The organism is Mucisphaera sp. (genome assembly GCF_965279675.1).
GTDB lineage: Bacteria > Planctomycetota > Phycisphaerae > Phycisphaerales > Phycisphaeraceae > Mucisphaera.
Window position 1 is genome coordinate 533455 of sequence record NZ_CBDIIJ010000002.1, and the last position, 16264, is coordinate 549718.

General features: G+C 65.1%; 13 protein-coding genes. 11 read left to right on the forward strand and 2 right to left on the reverse strand.

What is annotated here, in order from left to right; translation table 11 throughout:
* The first annotated feature begins 150 nt into the window (after positions 1-150).
* From ACQZAB_RS02360 to ACQZAB_RS02410, 11 genes are read left to right on the forward strand one after another with little or no spacing between them, the layout of a single operon-like run.
* The gene (locus ACQZAB_RS02360) at positions 151-966 is read left to right on the forward strand and encodes a peptidoglycan recognition protein family protein (protein ID WP_428386750.1); all 816 of its coding nucleotides are present in this window, start codon (positions 151-153) and stop codon (positions 964-966) included.
* Positions 967-1004: 38 nt separating this feature from the next.
* On the forward strand, positions 1005-1709 hold the full coding sequence (scpB, locus tag ACQZAB_RS02365) for an SMC-Scp complex subunit ScpB (protein WP_428386752.1): 705 nt from the start codon (positions 1005-1007) through the stop codon (positions 1707-1709).
* Entirely contained in the window at positions 1709-2173 is a 465-nt protein-coding gene (locus ACQZAB_RS02370) for a hypothetical protein (protein WP_428386754.1), read from the forward strand. Before scpB ends, ACQZAB_RS02370 begins: the two co-directional genes overlap by 1 nt.
* Before the next feature lie 45 nt (positions 2174-2218).
* Entirely contained in the window at positions 2219-3346 is a 1128-nt protein-coding gene (locus ACQZAB_RS02375) for a DUF58 domain-containing protein (RefSeq protein ID WP_428386755.1), read from the forward strand.
* Positions 3336-5609 (forward strand): transglutaminase TgpA family protein, encoded by a 2274-nt coding sequence (locus ACQZAB_RS02380; RefSeq protein WP_428386756.1) that lies wholly within the window; start codon positions 3336-3338, stop codon positions 5607-5609. The genes ACQZAB_RS02375 and ACQZAB_RS02380 overlap by 11 nt, the downstream gene beginning before the upstream one ends.
* A 34-nt stretch (positions 5610-5643) precedes the next feature.
* Complete coding sequence (locus ACQZAB_RS02385) at positions 5644-6420, forward strand: glycosyltransferase family 2 protein (protein ID WP_428386758.1); 777 nt, start codon at positions 5644-5646, stop codon at positions 6418-6420.
* Positions 6417-7022, forward strand: a complete 606-nt coding sequence (locus ACQZAB_RS02390) for a lipid-A-disaccharide synthase N-terminal domain-containing protein (RefSeq protein WP_428386759.1) — start codon at positions 6417-6419, stop codon at positions 7020-7022. The genes ACQZAB_RS02385 and ACQZAB_RS02390 overlap by 4 nt, the downstream gene beginning before the upstream one ends.
* The gene (gene thiE / locus ACQZAB_RS02395; protein ID WP_428386761.1) at positions 7022-8068 is read left to right on the forward strand and encodes a thiamine phosphate synthase; all 1047 of its coding nucleotides are present in this window, start codon (positions 7022-7024) and stop codon (positions 8066-8068) included. Before ACQZAB_RS02390 ends, thiE begins: the two co-directional genes overlap by 1 nt.
* 48 nt (positions 8069-8116) lie before the next feature.
* Positions 8117-9049, forward strand: coding sequence for a metal ABC transporter solute-binding protein, Zn/Mn family (locus ACQZAB_RS02400; RefSeq protein ID WP_428386763.1), 933 nt, complete (start codon positions 8117-8119; stop codon positions 9047-9049).
* Positions 9050-9051: 2 nt separating this feature from the next.
* The gene (locus ACQZAB_RS02405; protein WP_428386764.1) at positions 9052-9870 is read left to right on the forward strand and encodes a metal ABC transporter ATP-binding protein; all 819 of its coding nucleotides are present in this window, start codon (positions 9052-9054) and stop codon (positions 9868-9870) included.
* Positions 9867-10724 (forward strand): metal ABC transporter permease, encoded by an 858-nt coding sequence (locus tag ACQZAB_RS02410; protein ID WP_428386765.1) that lies wholly within the window; start codon positions 9867-9869, stop codon positions 10722-10724. Before ACQZAB_RS02405 ends, ACQZAB_RS02410 begins: the two co-directional genes overlap by 4 nt.
* Before the next feature lie 222 nt (positions 10725-10946).
* On the opposite strand, the gene ACQZAB_RS02415 is transcribed toward ACQZAB_RS02410, so the two are convergent.
* Positions 10947-13037: a hypothetical protein gene (locus tag ACQZAB_RS02415; RefSeq protein ID WP_428386766.1), complete on the reverse strand. Its 2091-nt coding sequence runs from the start codon at positions 13035-13037 to the stop codon at positions 10947-10949.
* Between the two features lie 110 nt (positions 13038-13147).
* Entirely contained in the window at positions 13148-16153 is a 3006-nt protein-coding gene (locus ACQZAB_RS02420) for a hypothetical protein (RefSeq protein WP_428386767.1), read from the reverse strand.
* Positions 16154-16264: the final 111 nt, after the last annotated feature.

Genomic DNA, 16264 nt, shown 5'->3' on the forward strand with positions numbered 1-16264 from the left:
ATGCGGGGCGGCGGCCTACTCGGCCGCCGCTCTTTTTTTGTGGGCGGGGTGGACTTGGGCGTTTGACGGGTACGATTTACAGCGGAAGGGTTTGGGGTGACGATGAGGGGGTAGAGGGATGTGCGTCTACTTTGTGGAATCGAGTGAAGCATGCGTGATGAGCCGGCACAGATGAGATCGGGGGATGGGGAGCGGGCGCGTGCGGTTGGGCGCCGGGGTGTGCTGGTGGGTGGGGTAGGGCTACTGCTGGCGGGCTGTGTGGATGCGGGGCGACCGAAGGGGTGGGCGTCGAATGGTTCCGGGATCGTGCAGTCGCGGGAGGGTGGGTATTACATGCCGCGGGCGGCGGGGGATGGGGAGGCGGTGGCGGCGGGGCAGCCCGACTGGCAGCCGGCTCCGGTGCCGGGTGCGGCGAGGCGGGTGGAGGCGCTGCCTCGGGTGGCGAGCGGTGTGCCTGGGGTGGTGGGTCGTTCGAGCTGGACGGATTCGGGGCCGATTCAGGGTCGGGTGCGGGCGATGTCGGGGATTCGTCGGGTGACGGTGCATCACGAGGGGTGGACGCCTGTTTACTTTGAGGATGCGTCATCGACGCGGGATCGGCTGCAGCAGATTCTCAAGGTGCATGTGAAGGATCGGGGGTGGGGGGATATCGGGTATCACTTTGTGGTGGATCGTGCGGGTCGGGTCTGGGAGGCGCGGCCGCTGGTATATCAGGGGGCGCATGCGGGTCCGAATGGGGCGAACGAGCACAATGTGGGGGTCCTGGTTTTGGGGAATTTTGATCGTCAGCGGCCATCGGATCGTCAGTTTGCGGGGCTGGTGCAGACGCTTCGGTGGCTGGGGGCGCGGTATCGGGTGGGCGTAGGCGGGATTTACACGCATCAGGAATTGAACCCGACGGCGTGTCCGGGGAAGGTGCTTCAGGCGCAAATGGATGCGCTGCGGAAGCATCCGGGTCTGCTGTAGGCGTGGGAGCGGCGGGGAAGTGTGGTTAGAATCCGGGGATGGCAGGATCTGAGACAACGGTGGAGACGGGTTCGGCATCCTCTGAAGAGAGCGTGGCGATGGAGGCGCGGGTGGAGGCCGTGCTGATGACGGCGGATCGGTCGGTCTCGACGGGGCGGCTGGTCGAGCTGACGGAGGCGTCGTCGGAGGGGGAGGTGACGGGGGCGATTGAGCGGCTGAATGAGGCTTATGAGCTGAGCGGGCGGGTGTTTCGGATTGAGCGGGTGGCCTCGGGTTGGCAGGTGCTGACGACGGAGGCTTGTGCGGAGGTGGTGGCGCGGGCGGCGAAGAGCAAGGCTCAGGGGAAGCTGAGCGCGACGGCGTTGGAGACGTTGTCGGTGATTGCGTATCGGCAGCCGGTGATGCGTGCGGAGGTGGAGACGATTCGTGGTGTGGGGTGCGGGGAGGTGATTCGTCAGCTGATGGAGCGGCAGTTGGTGAAGGTGGTGGGGCGTGCGGAGGAGGTGGGGCGGCCGATGTTGTACGGGACGACGAAGCGGTTTCTGGAGGTGTTTGGGCTGGCGTCGCTGAAGGATCTGCCGAATCGGGAGGCGTTGGTGCCGAAGCGGCCGGCTGCGAAGAAGCCGGTGGACGATGAGGAAAAGGGAGAGGTTGTTGGGGAGGGTGACCGCCCTGCTGAGGATGGTGGTGCGGAGGTTTCTTCTGATGGGGCGGCGGCTGGTGACGTGAAGGGGGAAGGCTGATGCGTTGGGGTTTTGGGTTGGTGGTTCTTGTTGGGGTGGTGGGGATGGGTTGTGCGGAGCATCGTTTGTCTGGGGTGGTGACGGCGGGGGCTTTTTCGGGGGTGGATGTGGTGGGTTTGGCGGCTCTGCCTAAGGGGGGTGTGTCGGGAGCGCGGGTGGAGGTGGTGCTGGACCCGGGGACGCTGGATCGGGAGGTTTTGGCGGTGATTGTGACGGATGGGCGGGGGCGGTTTGAGGTGGATGAGCGGTGGTTTGCGGAGCGTTCGAACTGGCTGGACATCGAGGCGTCGGTGGGGGTTTCGGCGGCGGGTTTGGTGTCGGAACGTTTTGAGTTTGTGGTCCCGCGTGGGGATCGGGGGGTGGTGTTGACCGTGGTTGATCCGGCGTTGGCGGGTGAGTCGGGTGTGGGGAGTGATCTGTATCAGGAGATGCTCGAGCACCGAGAGCGGTTTGAGCGACGGTAGGGGTTGGTGATTGAATTATGGGGGTGATGGGGGGAGACTGGGCGGATGGCTCGTTCGTCTTATCGTTGGTCGGTGACGGCGGGAGGTTGGACGTTTCTGGCGGCGACGTTGCTGGTGGCTTTGTGCACGGTGCTGAGTCAAGCGAATCTGCTTTTTTTCCTGCTGGGTTTGCTGGTTGGTGCGTGGGTGGTGAACGGGTTGTGGTCGGGGTTGGGTTTGTGGGGGATTGAGATTCGGCGGGTGGCGGCTTCGCGGGCGTTGGCGGGTGAGGCGACGCCTGTGCGTTACATCGTGACGCGGGGCGGTTGGCTGCCGATGGGTGCGGTGGTGATCGATGAGGGCGAGCTGGGCGGTGTTCGTCAGTCGGCGGGGTATCTGCTTTACCTGGGCCGGAAGGGTCGGGGGACGGCGGAGGCGTTGCTGTATCCCGAGCGTCGGGGCGAGATCGGTTTGTCGCGGGTGCGGGTGCGTTCGAGTTTTCCGTTCGGGTTGACGCGGGGCGAGCGGTGGTATGAGCGGCGGGCGGAGATTCTGGTGTATCCGGAGGTTTACCGGGTGACGCGGTCGTTGCAGTCGACGTCGGGGGTGTGGCGTGACAGCGGTCGAGCGGACCGGACCTCGGTGGGTGGTGACGGGGATTTTTCGGGTCTGCGTGAGTACCGGCAGGGTGATGCGTTGCGGACGATTGACTGGAAGCGGACGGCGCGGGCGGGGACGCTGATGGTTCGCGAGCATACGCGGCCGGTCCCGCCTCGGGTGATGATCTGTGTGGACCTGATGTCGGGGGGCCCTGATGAGGATGCGATTGAGCGGGCGGTGACGCTGACGGCGTCGATGGCTTGTGCTGCGCATGGTCATGGGATGCCGGTGGGTCTGGTGGTGGTGGGTTCTTCGTCGACGGTTCATCGGCCGCACCTGAGTGAGCCTCATCGCGATGGGATTCTTGAGACGCTGGCGCGTGCGAAGCCTGGGGACGGCGGGACGGCGGGGCGTGCGGCGGCGTTTCGTCCGTCGATTTGGGTGCTGGCCTCGGATCGGGGGGTGGCTCCACGGGCGCCTGATCTGGTGGTGCTGCACGGGTCGGATGCGGCGGGTCTGCTGGACACGAGTCAGTCGGGGTTGCCGATCGATCCGATGACGCTTCTGGCGAGCGGGGGTCGCGATGCTGCGTAACGGTCGTCGGTTGCTGTTTGCTCAGGTGATGATCGGTGCGATTGCGTTGTGTCTGGCCCTGGAGAATCCGTTTCTGCTGATGGTGGTTGCGGGGGTGGGGGTGCTGGGCTGGTGGTGGTTCGAGCGGGTGATGCAGCAGCGTCTGCCCGGGTGGGTTGTGAGTGCGGGGGGCGTGCTGGCGCTGGCGGGGCTGCTGGTGGAGCACCTGGTGCTTGGCCATCGGATGGTGGTGGCGATGTCGCATTTCACGCTGATGCTTCAGGGGCTGTTGCTGTTTGGGCATAAGCGGCCGCGGGAGATCATCGCGCTGTTGGCGGTGAGTCTGATCCAGATGATCGTGGCGTGTGTGGTGAGCATCTCGATGTTGTTCGGGGTGCTGATGATTCTGTACTGCTTGTTGCTGACGTGGACGCTGAGCCGGCTTCAGCTCGAGACGGCTTATGCGGGTCTGGGTACGTCGCCAAGGGTCCCTCGGCGTTCGGGGGTTCGGTTGCTGGGGGCGCCGTTGGCGCTGCGGCTGGTGCGTGGGGTGATTGTGTCGTTGTGTCTGGTGGTGGGGCTGGTCAGTTTCGTGCTGGTGCCTCGTTCGGATCGGGGAACGGTTTTGCAGGACCTGACGGCTCCTTTGGGCGAGAGCGCGACGGGTTACAGCGAGCGAGTGGACGTGAAGAGCTCGCCTGAGTTTGAGGGGAGTCAGCAGGCGGTGCTGCGGCTGCGGGTGACGGCGCATGGTGCTCCTTTTCGCGGGGCGGGTCAGGTGTTCATGATGCGTGGGATGGTGTTCGATCAGTACGACGAGGGTTCGGGTCAGTGGCTTCGGGGTGTTGATGCGCAGGCTCGGTATCAGACGGTTCGGCTTGAGATGGGTCGCGCACAGCTGGCGGTGTTGGGTGAGCCGATGAGTCTGATCGATGCGGATGTGACGCTTCGCCAGAAAACGGGCGAGGGGTTGTTCACGGTGCTGCCCGTGGTGTCGATTTCGAGTCCGAACATGGATCGAGTGGAGTTCAACCCGCTGGATCAGGTGGTCCGGACGACGACGGCGGGCGGGACGGGCGGGGCGATGCGTTATCGGTTTACCTGGCCGTTTTTCCGTTCGCTGGATATGCCGGGCGCGTATTTCGATCGGTTTGATGAGCGGCGGTCGCCAACGACGACGCTTTTCACGGATCGGGAGGGAGATCGTTACGCGCGGGGCTGGCCGGTGGATACCGCGGCGATACGTAGGTATGCGCAGGAGATTCTTGGGGAGCGTGGTTACTTCCGGGATCCGGAAGCGTTGTTCGATCCTTACGACTGGGACATGGCGACGGCGTTGGCGCAGCGGCTGCGTGATACGTATCGGTATCTGCGCTACAACCCGGTGCCGAAGGATGGGACGGATCCGGTGAGTGCGTTTTTGCTGGATCACCAGACGGGTCATTGTGAGTTGTTTGCGAGCGGTTTGGCTGCGTTGTGCCGGAGTGTGGGGATTCAGGCCCGGCTGGTGGTGGGGTATCGGGTGAGTGAGTTCAATGAAGCGGGTGACTACTTTGTGGCTCGGGAGAAGCATGCGCACGCGTGGGTGGAGGTGGCGACGGAGCAGGGTGGGGGTTGGCGGTCGCTGGATGCGACGCCTCATTCGTCGATCGAGGCGCTTCATCGTGAGGATGAGGGCTGGGTTCACGCGATGCGTAGCTGGTATGAGCGGTTGGAGTTTGCCTGGATCGGCAGCGTGGTGTCTTACGACTATCAGGCGCGCGACCTGCTGGTTTCCTGGGCGCAGAATCTGCCGGTTGCGGCGGGTGATATTGCGGCTTTCTTCGGGCGTTTGTGGGCGCGGGTGTCGGGTTGGTTTTCGATGCTGACGGGCTCGTCGCTGGCTTTGTGGGCGGGTCTGGGTGCTGGGGCGATGGGGCTGGGGACGGCGGGGCTGGCGGTGTGGCTGCTCGCTCGTCGTCGGGAGATGGAGCGGCTGGGGCTGGAGGATTGGGGCTGGGGTGAGGGTCGGCGGTGGCGTCGGGAGCTAGGGTTTTATCTGAGCATGGTTCGGTTGCTTGAGCGGCAGGGTTTTGTGCGTCCGGCGTGGCAGACGCCCCGGGCGTTTGCGGAGGAGCTGTCGGAGGCGAACCCGATGCGGTTTGGGCCGGTGGTGTCGCTGACGGCGGCGTTTTATGAGGTTCGATTTGGCGGGGTGGTGCTGGACGAGGCCCGGCGGGCGCGGGTTCGTGCTCATCTGTCGGCGTTGGCACGGGGGATGGCCTCGGGTGGCTCGCGGCTGTGACCGAGGGTGTTGGGGTTTGCTAGTCTGATGGTTCATGGAAGAGACGAGCGATCCCCACTTTCAGGCTGATGGAGCGGCGGCACCGGAGCTATCGATCGTGGTGCCTGCGCTGGATGAGGCGGGGAACGTCGGTCCGTTGGTGGCGGAGGTGAAGGCATCGATCGTGGATACGGGGATCGGGTGTGAGCTGATTGTGGTGGATGATGGTTCGGGGGATGGGACGCTGGCCGTGCTTCGCGATCTGGCCGGGGCGTATGGGTGGTTGCGTGTGCTTCATCGGCCGGAGCCGATGGGTCAGTCGGCGGCAATGGCGGCGGGGATCGCGGTGGCGCGGGGTGCGTACATCGCGACGCTGGATGCGGATCTGCAGAATGATCCTGCGGACCTGCCGGGGATGCTGGCGAGGGCGAAGGCGGAGGGGTTTGATCTGGTGCAGGGGGATCGGTCGGCGAATCGGCAGGATCATGCGGTACGGCGGTGGGCGAGCGGGGTGGGTCGGTTTGCGCGGCGGGCGATTGTGGGGGATGGAACCAGGGACACGGGTTGTTCGGCTCGGGTGATGCGGGCTGGTTATGCCAAGCGGTTGCCGCTTCAGTACAAAGGGATGCATCGGTTTGTGCCGGCGACGATTCGGTTGCTGGGTGGATCGATCGCGGAGGTGCCGGTGGGTCATCGGGCGCGTCATTCGGGCACCACGAAGTATGGGCTGGGGCTGCTCACGCGTGGGTTGGCGGGTTTTGTGGATTGTCTGGCGGTGCGTTGGATGAGCAAGCGGGTGCGGGATGTGTCGGTGGAAGAGGTGAGCTCGTGATTCGGTCGCGGTCGGGCAGGCGTTACTGGCTGGTGGCGTGGATGGTGATTGTGGCGGGTGGTCTGGGTCTGCTTTTTGGGACGAAGGCCCTGCAGCGACTGAGCGGGCCGGGTTTTGAGCTTTCGGATCGGCTGGCGGATGTGGCGATTGAGGAGACGGATGCGGGACCGATGGTGGTGGTGCGTCGGGAGGGTGCCTACGAGCGGGTTTCGCCTCAGGTTTTTATTGCGGAGGTGAAGGCGGCTCAGCTGAAGAACGCGGATCGTGGCTGGGTGGTGCGGGCGCTGGACATCACGTCGTGGACGGGGCTGATGTGGATCGGGTTTGGTTTCGCGGCGCAGTTTGTGTTTATGTGCCGGATGCTGATTCAGTGGTTTGTGTCGGAGCGGGCGAAGCGTTCGATTGTGCCTGAGGCCTTCTGGTGGCTGAGTCTGATCGGGTCGTCGATGCTGCTGATTTACTTTGCGTGGCGGATCGAGCCGGTGGGTTTTGTGGGGCAGATGCTGGGTTGGATGATTTATGTGCGGAATCTCTGGATGATCAAGCGGGCGGAGGGGGAGTTGGTCGGGGCGGGTGAGCCGGCGTCGGGTGGGGGATCGTGATGAGTGGGTTGCTGCGTGGGATCGATGCGAACGCGAACCGGGCGAGCGAGGCATTTCGGACGCTTGAGGACGTGGCGCGTTTCGTGCTGGATCGGGAGGACTTGTCGGCGCGTGCGAAGGCGGGGAGGCATGGGCTGAGGGAGGCTCTTGGGGCGCTGCCTGAGCTGGCCTGGCATCGTGACACGGCGGGCGATGTGGGGACGGGGATCACGACGGAGGGTGAGGCAAGGCGTGGGGGCGTGGTGGCTGTGGCGGAGGCGGCGGGGCATCGGCTGGCGGAGGCGCTGCGGGTGATTGAAGAGTTTGGGAAGGTGCTGGCGGAGCGGCCTGGGTCTGAGGGGTTGCCTGGGCGGGTCGAGAGGCTGCGTTATGAGGGGTATGACCTGGCGCGGGATGTGGTGAAGGCGCTCGGAGCGGGTGAGCGTGTCGGGTTGCCCTGGCGGCTGTGTCTGCTGCTGACGGAAGCGGCTTGCAGGCTTGATTGGCGGGAGGTGCTTCGGGGAGCGTTAGCGGGCGGGGTGGACTGTGTACAGGTTCGGGAGAAGGGATGGGAGGATGGCCGGCTGCTGGAGCGGGTGCGTGAGGTGGTGGGGATCGTTCATGCGGCTGGGGCGGCGGTGGTGGTGAATGATCGGGTGGATCTGGCGTTGCTAGCGGGAGCGGACGGGGTGCATCTGGGTCAGGGGGATCTGGGCGTGGAAGAGGCGAGGAAGCTGGCGGGTCGGCGGCTGGTGGTGGGGGTGAGTACGAGCAGGATTGAGGAGGCGGAGGCGGCGGAGCGAGCGGGCGCGGATTATGTGGGTTTGGGGCCGATGTTTGTGTCGAGAACGAAGGCGAAGGATCGGATCGCGGGGCCGGGCTATTTGAAGGAATACGTAGCGGGTGGGCGGTTGGCTCATCTGGCGATCGGGGGGATCACGGCGGAGAACGTGGGCGAGCTGCGGGAGGCGGGGTGTCGGGGGATCGCGGTTTGCGCGGCGATTTCGGGGGCGGATGATCCGGAAGCGGCAACCCGGGGTTTGCTGGCAGGCTTATCTGGTGATTGATGCGAAGGTTGGGATGGCAGCGGGGAGGCTTGAGAATAGAATCACAACATGCACCGAATATTGCTCGTGCTGCTCTTGGGGCTAGGGGTGGGTCTGTTGGGTGGTTGTGCGCCTGCGGCGGAGGAGTCGTCGGAGGCGTCGGTGCGGGTGGCGACGAGTCTGATCCCGCATGGCTGGTTGATCGAGCGGATCGGAGGGGAGCGGGTGGAGATGGTGGTGACGCTGCCTGCGGGTGCGAGCCATGCGACGTTTGCGCCGAGTGATCGTCAGGTGAGTCGGGTGCTGGGGAGTGCGGTGTACTTTCGGGCGGGGGTACCGTTTGAGCGCGGGGGCTGGTTTACGGCGATGGAGACGCTTGGGTCGCCTGAGGTGGTGGATCTGAGGGAGGGGGTGGCACTTCGGACGATGGAGGCGCACACGCATCACGAGGAAGATGGGCATGACCACGCGCACGATCACGGTCATCATCACGGGCATGCGCACGGGGCGGATGATCCGCATACGTGGTTGTCGCCTGTGAACCTGATCACGCAGGCGGGGACGGTGCTGAGGAAGCTCGAAGCACTCGATCCTGCGGGGGCGGAAGCCTACCGAGCGAACCATGCGACGCTGGTGGCGGAGCTGAGTGCGTTGGATCGGGAGTTGGTGGTTGGGTTGGCGGGGCTTCGGGGGACGGCGTTTTTTGTGTTTCATCCGTCTTGGGGGTATTTCGCGGATCGGTATGGGTTGGAACAGGTGGCGATCGAGGTGGCGGGGCAGGATCCGTCGGATCGGGAGTTGACGGAGCTTCAGGAGCGGGCGCGGGCGGAAGGGATTTCGGTGGTGTTTGTGCAGCCGCAGATTGCGGGAGCGGGTGCGGAGGCGGTCGCCGAGGCGATCGGGGGGCGGGTGGAGGTGATCGATCCGATGGCGGCGGATGTGGTGGCGAATCTGCGGGCGGTGGCGGCGGCGTTGGTGGCTGCGGCTGAGGGGGGTGGCTGAGCATGGTGGGACCTGCGAAGGATGCGGTGATTTCGCTGGCGGGGGTGACGTTTCGTTATGAGGGAGCGGGGCGGGCTGCGTTGGAGGACGTGAGTCTGGAGGTTTTTCGGGGTGATTTTCTGGGGATCATCGGGCCGAATGGCGGGGGCAAGACGACGCTTTTGAAGCTGGTGCTGGGGCTGCTGGAGCCGGAGGTGGGGGTGGTGCGGGTGTTTGGGGAGGCGGCGGTGAAGGGTCGGGCGCGGATCGGTTATGTCCCGCAGCACGCGACGATTGATGCGGCGGCGCCGGCGTCGGTGCTGGACCTGGTGTTGATGGGTCGGTTGGCGGTGTCGCGATGGGGGATGTGGTTTGGCCGGGGTGATCGGGAGCGGGCGATGGGTTGTCTGGAGATGGTGGGGTGTGCGGATCTGGCGGGTCGGGCTTATCAGTCGCTTTCGGGTGGTCAGAAGCAGCGGGTGCTGATTGCGCGGGCGTTGGTGGCGGACGCGGAGGTGCTGCTGCTTGACGAGCCGACGACGGGTGTGGACCCGCGGGCGCAGCGGGGGCTGACGGAGCTGCTGCATCGGTTGCATGAGCGGATGCCGATCGTGATGGTCAGCCATGACATCTCGTTTGTCACGAGTCAGCTGAATCGGGTGGCGTGTCTGAATGGTCGGCTGAGTGTGCATGCCATCGATGAGCTGTCGCATGACCAGATCGAGCGGACATATGCGGGGCCGGTGACGGTGCTGCATCACCACGAGGAGGATTGTCCGATCCACCCGCAAGGGCACGAGGCGGGCGGTGATTCGTTGGGTGAGGGTGAGGCGAAGATTTGATCGCGTTCTTCGAAGACATCGCGATCAATCCGTTTCTGCTGACGGGCTTGCTGGCCGGGGTGCTGGCGAGTGTGGCGTGCGGGGTGATCGGTCCGTTTGTGATTACGCGACGGATTGTGTTTCTGAGCGGGGCGATTGCCCACATCGCTTTGGCGGGGATAGGTGCGGGGATTTTTCTCCGTTACTTCTATCCCGAGTGGTTCGGGTGGATGAGCCCGCTTCACGGTGCGGTGGTGGTGTCGCTGGTGTCGGCGGTGGTGCTCGGACTGGTGCACGAGAAGGTGGCGGAGCGGATGGACACGCTGATCGGGGCGATGTGGGCGGTGGGTATGGCGGTAGGTCTGATGCTGATCAAGTTCACGCCAGGGTATCACGTGGAGCTGATGAGCTATCTGTTCGGGAACATCACTTATGTGAGCTGGGACAGCCTGTGGCTGCTGGTGGGTGTGGACGCGGTGATCCTGCTGGTGACGGCGGTGTACTACAAGCAGTTGCTGGCGGTGTGTGTGGATGCTCAGCAGGCGGCGCTTCGGGGGGTGCCGGTGCTTCGGGTGCAGATTGTGCTTTTGTGTCTGGTGGCGTTGACGGTGATCACGCTGATTCAGGTGGTGGGGCTGATCCTGGTGCTGGCGTTGTTGACGTTGCCGGCGGCGACGGCGTCGCACCGGTTGACGCGCTTGTCGGCGGTGATTCCGGTGTCGGTGCTGATCGGATTGTTGGTGACGACGGTGCCGCGAGTGGTGGTGTATGACCTGCAGGTCGCGGGGGCGTCGATTGCGCCGGAGCCGGCGATTGTGCTGGCGGCGGCTGGGGTGTACTTGGTGTCGATGGGGTTGAAGCGGGTGGTGGGCTGAGTTTCGTGGGGGTTTCGGGTTTTGTGTGGCTGGTTGGGTGGTGCAAGGGATAGAGCCCGGCTGCGTCGCGACCGGGTTGTGGAGCCGTGATCGATTGGTTCTGTGGGCACGCAACGTGCCCACAGCCACCCATGGTTGTTGGTCGCACCTATGGTGGATGCCCGGGCCGACACGGCCCGGCTCACCGGGTACGAGGTTTGGACCAGCCGGTTGTAGGTTGGTTCAGGATTCGGTGTCTTCGGGGGATTCGGTGGTGGTGCTGGTGGTCTGGGTGGGTTCGGAAGCGAAGGGGTCTTCGTCGTCGGCGGGGGTGAACCCGACGGCGAGTTGGAGGGTTTCGAGGTTGAGGGGTCTGGGTTCGTTGCCGTCGAGCATGGCGTCGTTGACCAGGAGTTCGAGGGTGGGGTCCTGGAGCATGGCTTCGAAGCGGCTGCGGTTGATGGGGCTGTAGCTGTCGATGCGGACGACGGCGAGGGCGAGCTCGTTGGGGAGGGGTTGGACGATGGTGCGCTCGCCTGGGTTGAGTTCTTCGATGGCGTTCTGTTCGCGGAGGGTGCGTGCGGTGTCGAAGATGGCATCGACGAGCTGCGGTTCCTGGCCGATGCCCGGGAGGATGGGGACGGCGAAGAGGCCGGTGCGGTCGCGGGTTCGCCTGGAGAAGGGGCCGGTGTCGATGACGGCGGCGGCGGCGGTCTGGGCGAGGTCGTCGAGGGTCTGGTCGGTTGCTCGCTGCTGCCAGGTTTCGATGCGGCTGGCGAGTTCGCGGTAGTTGGCGAGCTGGCGGGCGTCGGCGACGACCTGGTCGCGGACTTCATCGAGGCTGTCGGGGATGCGTGCAGGGGAGGCGTCGACGACGCGCAGGATCATCATGGACCCGTTGGGCAGGGAGAGGAGGGCTGTGGGGACGTTGGTCTGGAGGTACATCGCGAGGAGCGGGTTATCGATGGGTGGATTCAGCTCGCGGATGCTGGCGATGTAGTCGGTGGCGGGGATTCGCTGGGGCCGGTCGGCGATGAAGGCAGGCCCGATGACGGGGTCGAAGGCGAGGTCGCGGACGGCGCTCCAGTTATTGGGTGCGGCGCGGACGGTGGGCCGGATGCCGTGATCCAGTTCGATCTGCTGAGCGACTTCGCGGAGGCTGGTGGGTTCGAAGGTGTTGGGGAAGTCGTAGTAGCCTTCGCGTTGCGGGACAGCGCGGAGTTCGGTGGTGAGGATGGCGGAGGCGGCGCGGGCGATGGCTCGGACCCGATCAAGAGCGGCCTGCTGGCGGAGGTAGCCGATGATTTCCTGGCGGACCTCGCGGTAGTCGCGAGGCGGGGCGGGTTCGTCGCCGAGTTCCTGGGCGGGATTCACGACTCTGAAGAAGTCAGGGTTGTCGCGATAGAAGGCGACGGCGTCGGCTTCTTCGACGGAGGTTTGTGCGAAGACGGCGTCGAAGGGGATGGTCAGGGATTCGACGCGGACGCGGTCGAGGAACTTGTAGCCGAAGCCGTAGGGTTCGCCGTCGCCTGGGTCATCGTCTTTGTACGTCTCGAAGAGTTCCTGGATGAGGTCTTCGGAGGGTTCGGCTTCGATGCCGAGCCGGTCGGGTTGGAGGAGGACCATGGAGGCATTGATCTCGGACTGCTGGTCGCTGAGCACCTGTTCGATCAGTGGGCGCGAGATGCGTTGAGCGCCGTTGGCGATGCCCAGGAAGATGGATGCTTCTCGGAGTCGTGCGTCGGCTGTGCCCATGTCGCCATTGGCCATGGCCTGTTGTCCGGCCTGCTGGGCCATGAGTCCCTGGATCTGTGCGCTGATGCGGCGGAGTCCGGGTGAGGGGTCGAGTTCGATGTCGAGGTGGGAGCGGCCGAGGAGCAAGGCGATCGCGCGTTCGCGTGCGAGCCATCTTGCGAAGGTGACCTGGACCTCACTGCGTTTCATGTTCATTCGCTGGGCGAGTTGGGCGACGGTGGCTTCGTCGAGTCCGAAGGCGGCCATGGCGTTGAAGGTTTCGGCCTGGCTGACTTCGATGCCGAGTTGGTTGGCGGCGATGCCGAGGAGGAGCCATCGTCGGGCGTTCTCGCGGTCGTTGGCGGGGCCCGTGAGTGTCTGGAAGACGGGGCTGACGGCGGAGAGGATCTGCATCTCGCGGAGGGCGATGTTCTCGTCGCCGGCGGTGAGTTCGCGGCCGTCGACGGTGCCGATGACGATGGCGCTGGGCGTCGTGGCGGTGAACATGGAGAGGGTGTCCTGCAGGAGGAAGGCGATCATGAGCAGGACGATGCCGACGACGACGATGTAGGTCTGATACTTGCGGAAGAACTTGAACACGTGGCGTGCGCTCCGGGTGGGTGTTTTGCTGATTGGGAGGGACGAGTATACCGCGAGCGGGGGTCGAGACGGTCATCCGTCCGCTGGCGGGGGAGAGCTGCGAGACGTGGTCAGTCGATGTTGTCGTAGGGGAGGAGGCCGTCGCCTGCGCGTCGTTGGCGTGGTTCGGGGCGGAGAGAGACGCTGAGGGAGGTTTCGCCTTCGATTTCGTCGTAGCCGGCGGTGAGTCGGACGAGCCAGCTGGGGAGTTGGCGGTTGATGGCGAGGGCGATGTCGCGGGAGCCGCCTTCGTCGAGGTCGAGTCGGTGCTCGAAGTCGAGTCGGTACTTGGCGGTCATCTGGTATTCGGCACCGTAGCCGAGGAGCCGGCTCTGGAGGAGGTGGAGGGCCTGGTAGTTGACGAAGGAGGTGAGGCGGGTGCTGTGTTCGAGGGTGGTGCCGACCTTCCACTGTGCGGTCTGATCGCGCTCGAGGTCCTGGGTGGCTTCAGCGGCGACGCCGAGGGCTTCGGTGACCATCCAGCGGAGGTCGCCGTGGAGGTGGTCGCCGCCTCGAGCGTACTCGGGTCGGTGGCTCCAGAAGCGGGGGATGACATCGCCGGTGACGCTCTCACCGGATCTGATGACGGCGTCGGTGCGGAGGGTGATCCAGTCGACGGTACGTGAGCGGCCGAGGGCTTCGCGTCGGGTCTGCCAGGTCTGGAGGAGGCCGAAGCGGACGCCGGCGCCTTCGGCGAGTCGGTCGGTGTCGTCGTCGATGATCCAGACTTCGCCGGTGTCGTAGGAGGTCTCCATGACGAAGAGGTCGACGCCGGGTTCGATGATGTGGCGGATGCCGTTGAGGTCGAGGATGTCGCTGGTGATGGCGTTGTTGGTGCCGGTGAAGGAGGTCTGAATGCGGGTGCCGACGGCTCCCCAGTAGCGTTCGGTGGGTTCCTGGTCGCCGAAGAGATTGAACTCCGCGGCGTCGTCGTAGAGGACGATGCGGCCGGCGACGTAGGGGGTGACGTCGAAGATGCCGTAGGTGCGGGAGATGCTGAGTTCCTGGCGGGTGCTGAGTTTGTGGCGGAAGCCTTCCGGGAGGGTGAAGGAATCCTGGATCACGTCGAAGCTATCGGTATCGAGGATGCCGAAGGTATCGATTGACTGGTTGAAGCTGAAGCCCCGGTCGGCAGGTGTGTCGGTTCCGTAGCGGATTTTCTGGAGGCTGTAACTGTTTTCGGAGGCCCAGACGATGCCGGTTCGGCCGAGGGGTGTGGCCTGGCGGAAGTAGGAGATGGTGGGGAGTTCGTCGAGGCGGAAGCCGGGCGACTGGAGTTCGGGGAGGGTTTCGACGAATTCGTTGATGTCGCGGCGGAGGTAGAAGGAGAAGGTGGCGTCGTGGTCGGTATTGGCGAGGTAGAGAGAGGTTTCGAAGGGGAGGTCGGCGTAGGCCTGATCGGGGAAGAACTCTTCGAGGAAGGTTTCATCGGAGACGACGGCGGCCTGGGCAGCGAGGGTCCAGCCGCCTGCGATCTGCTGGAGGTGCTGACCGTGGAAAAAGCCGCGGAAGTCGCCGTTCTGATCGATGTCTTCGCGCCCGGCGATCTCGTCGGTGCCGTTGTCGGAGGGGAGGAGGTAGGTTTGGGCGCGGCCGAGTGCGTTGGGTCGGTCGTATTCGATCTCGGCACCGAGTGCGAGGCCGTGCTGGCCCTGGATGTCGAGTCGTCCGGTGAGGTCGACGCCATCGGGGGTGTCTCGGCCGGCGAGGGCGAAGAGGTCCCACTCGGTTTCGAGTTCGAGGCCGTTCTGGCTGGAGAAGCCGGCGTCGGCGGAGCGGAGGGGGATGTTCTGTCCGCGGCCGGAGAGCGTGGGGCTGTAGAAGATGGGGACGTCGTTGACGCGTAGGGTGGCGTCGTCAGCGGCGAAGCGAGTGGTGGCGGAGCCGTCGGGCTGGCGAGAGACTTCGATGGCGAGTTCATCGGCGCCGATGGCGAAGTGGGGCTCGGCAAAGCTGCTGGTGGTGAGCCGGACGTTTTTGGCAATGGCGGCGGCATCGGCGACCTGGCGGATCTCATCGGCTCGGATGTAGAGGGGCACGCCACGGTCCTGGTCGTAGGTGTAGGCGACGGCCTGGAAGAGGAGGGCTCGTTGGGTGCGGGCGTCGACGTAGACGCGAGGGGCGCGGACGGTGTAGACGCCGTCGGAGACGATGGCGTTGTCTTCGAGGTAGACGCCTGTGATCTGCTCGGAGCTGATGGAGCCGGAGAGCGGGAGTCTGCCTTCGGCGAAGACAACGGCTCGTTCGGCGGTGAGTCGGAGGGTGAGGTTGCCGGTGGGATCGACGTAGACGACGGTGACGCCACCGACGAGCGTGAGGGTGGATTCGTCGTCGCCGACGCGTCCGACGGCGCGGCCGGAGGCGAAGGTGACCCGGCCTGTCGAGGGCAGGTCGATCAGCGATCCGAGGCTCGGGCCCTCGGCGAGTTGCGGGGTGGCCTGCTGGATCTCGGCTTTGCGTTGTTCGATGTCGGCACGGCGTCGGTCGCGGGCGGCGAGCAGTTCTGTGGTGACGGCGGGTGTGGGGTTGATATCGATGGTGCTGGTGGTTCGGCGGATGTCGTGTCGTTCGATGGCGGCGAGGGCTTCGGTGACGAAGGGGTCTTCGGGTGGGCCATCGGGGCGGAGCATGCGGTCGGTTTCGACGGCGAGTCCGGCGGTGGTGGCAGCGGTGACGGTGAGCCGTGGCGAGCTGCCGGAGATGGGGGGCTGGTCGGCGTTGGGGCTGGTGTGGGGTGTGGCGTTGAGGAGGTAGGCGGTGAGGCGGCGGACGCGTTGGTGGTCGAGGGTGAGGGTTTCGATGCGGACGAGAGCTCGTTCGGCGGAGAAGCGGTAGAGGCCGACGGCGAAGCCGGCTTGCTCGTCGAGGAGGATGTAGCGGGTGGTTCCGCGGGTCCAGGTGGTCGCGCTCTGGGCGGTGAGTGTGGCGTCGGCGTGAATCACAGGATCGTTAAGCCCTGAGTTTCGGACACGTTCGCCGACGACACTCAGCGGGCTGGTGTTGGCGGTGGCGAGGGATGCTGGGCCTGCGAGGCAGGCGGTCAGGAGGCAGATTGAGACAATGGAGGGCCAACGCATCAAGCTGGGCACGATACGGGGACCGGGTGAAGGTGGCAATTAAAGGGGCGGGCCGGGTCTGAACCCGGTCGCTGCGAGCCTGTAAAACGAAACTCCCGGCAACTAAGGCCA

Excerpts from the sequence above, each read along its gene's own strand:
- ACQZAB_RS02360 (WP_428386750.1), top strand. The coding sequence starts at position 151 with ATGCGTGATGAGCCGGCACAGATGAGATCGGGGGATGGGGAGCGGGCG.
- scpB (WP_428386752.1), top strand. The coding sequence starts at position 1,005 with ATGGCAGGATCTGAGACAACGGTGGAGACGGGTTCGGCATCCTCTGAA.
- ACQZAB_RS02370 (WP_428386754.1), top strand. The coding sequence starts at position 1,709 with ATGCGTTGGGGTTTTGGGTTGGTGGTTCTTGTTGGGGTGGTGGGGATG.
- ACQZAB_RS02375 (WP_428386755.1), top strand. The coding sequence starts at position 2,219 with ATGGCTCGTTCGTCTTATCGTTGGTCGGTGACGGCGGGAGGTTGGACG.
- ACQZAB_RS02380 (WP_428386756.1), top strand. The coding sequence starts at position 3,336 with ATGCTGCGTAACGGTCGTCGGTTGCTGTTTGCTCAGGTGATGATCGGT.
- ACQZAB_RS02385 (WP_428386758.1), top strand. The coding sequence starts at position 5,644 with ATGGAAGAGACGAGCGATCCCCACTTTCAGGCTGATGGAGCGGCGGCA.
- thiE (WP_428386761.1), top strand. The coding sequence starts at position 7,022 with ATGAGTGGGTTGCTGCGTGGGATCGATGCGAACGCGAACCGGGCGAGC.
- ACQZAB_RS02400 (WP_428386763.1), top strand. The coding sequence starts at position 8,117 with ATGCACCGAATATTGCTCGTGCTGCTCTTGGGGCTAGGGGTGGGTCTG.
- ACQZAB_RS02405 (WP_428386764.1), top strand. The coding sequence starts at position 9,052 with ATGGTGGGACCTGCGAAGGATGCGGTGATTTCGCTGGCGGGGGTGACG.
- ACQZAB_RS02420 (WP_428386767.1), bottom strand. The coding sequence starts at position 16,153 with ATGCGTTGGCCCTCCATTGTCTCAATCTGCCTCCTGACCGCCTGCCTC.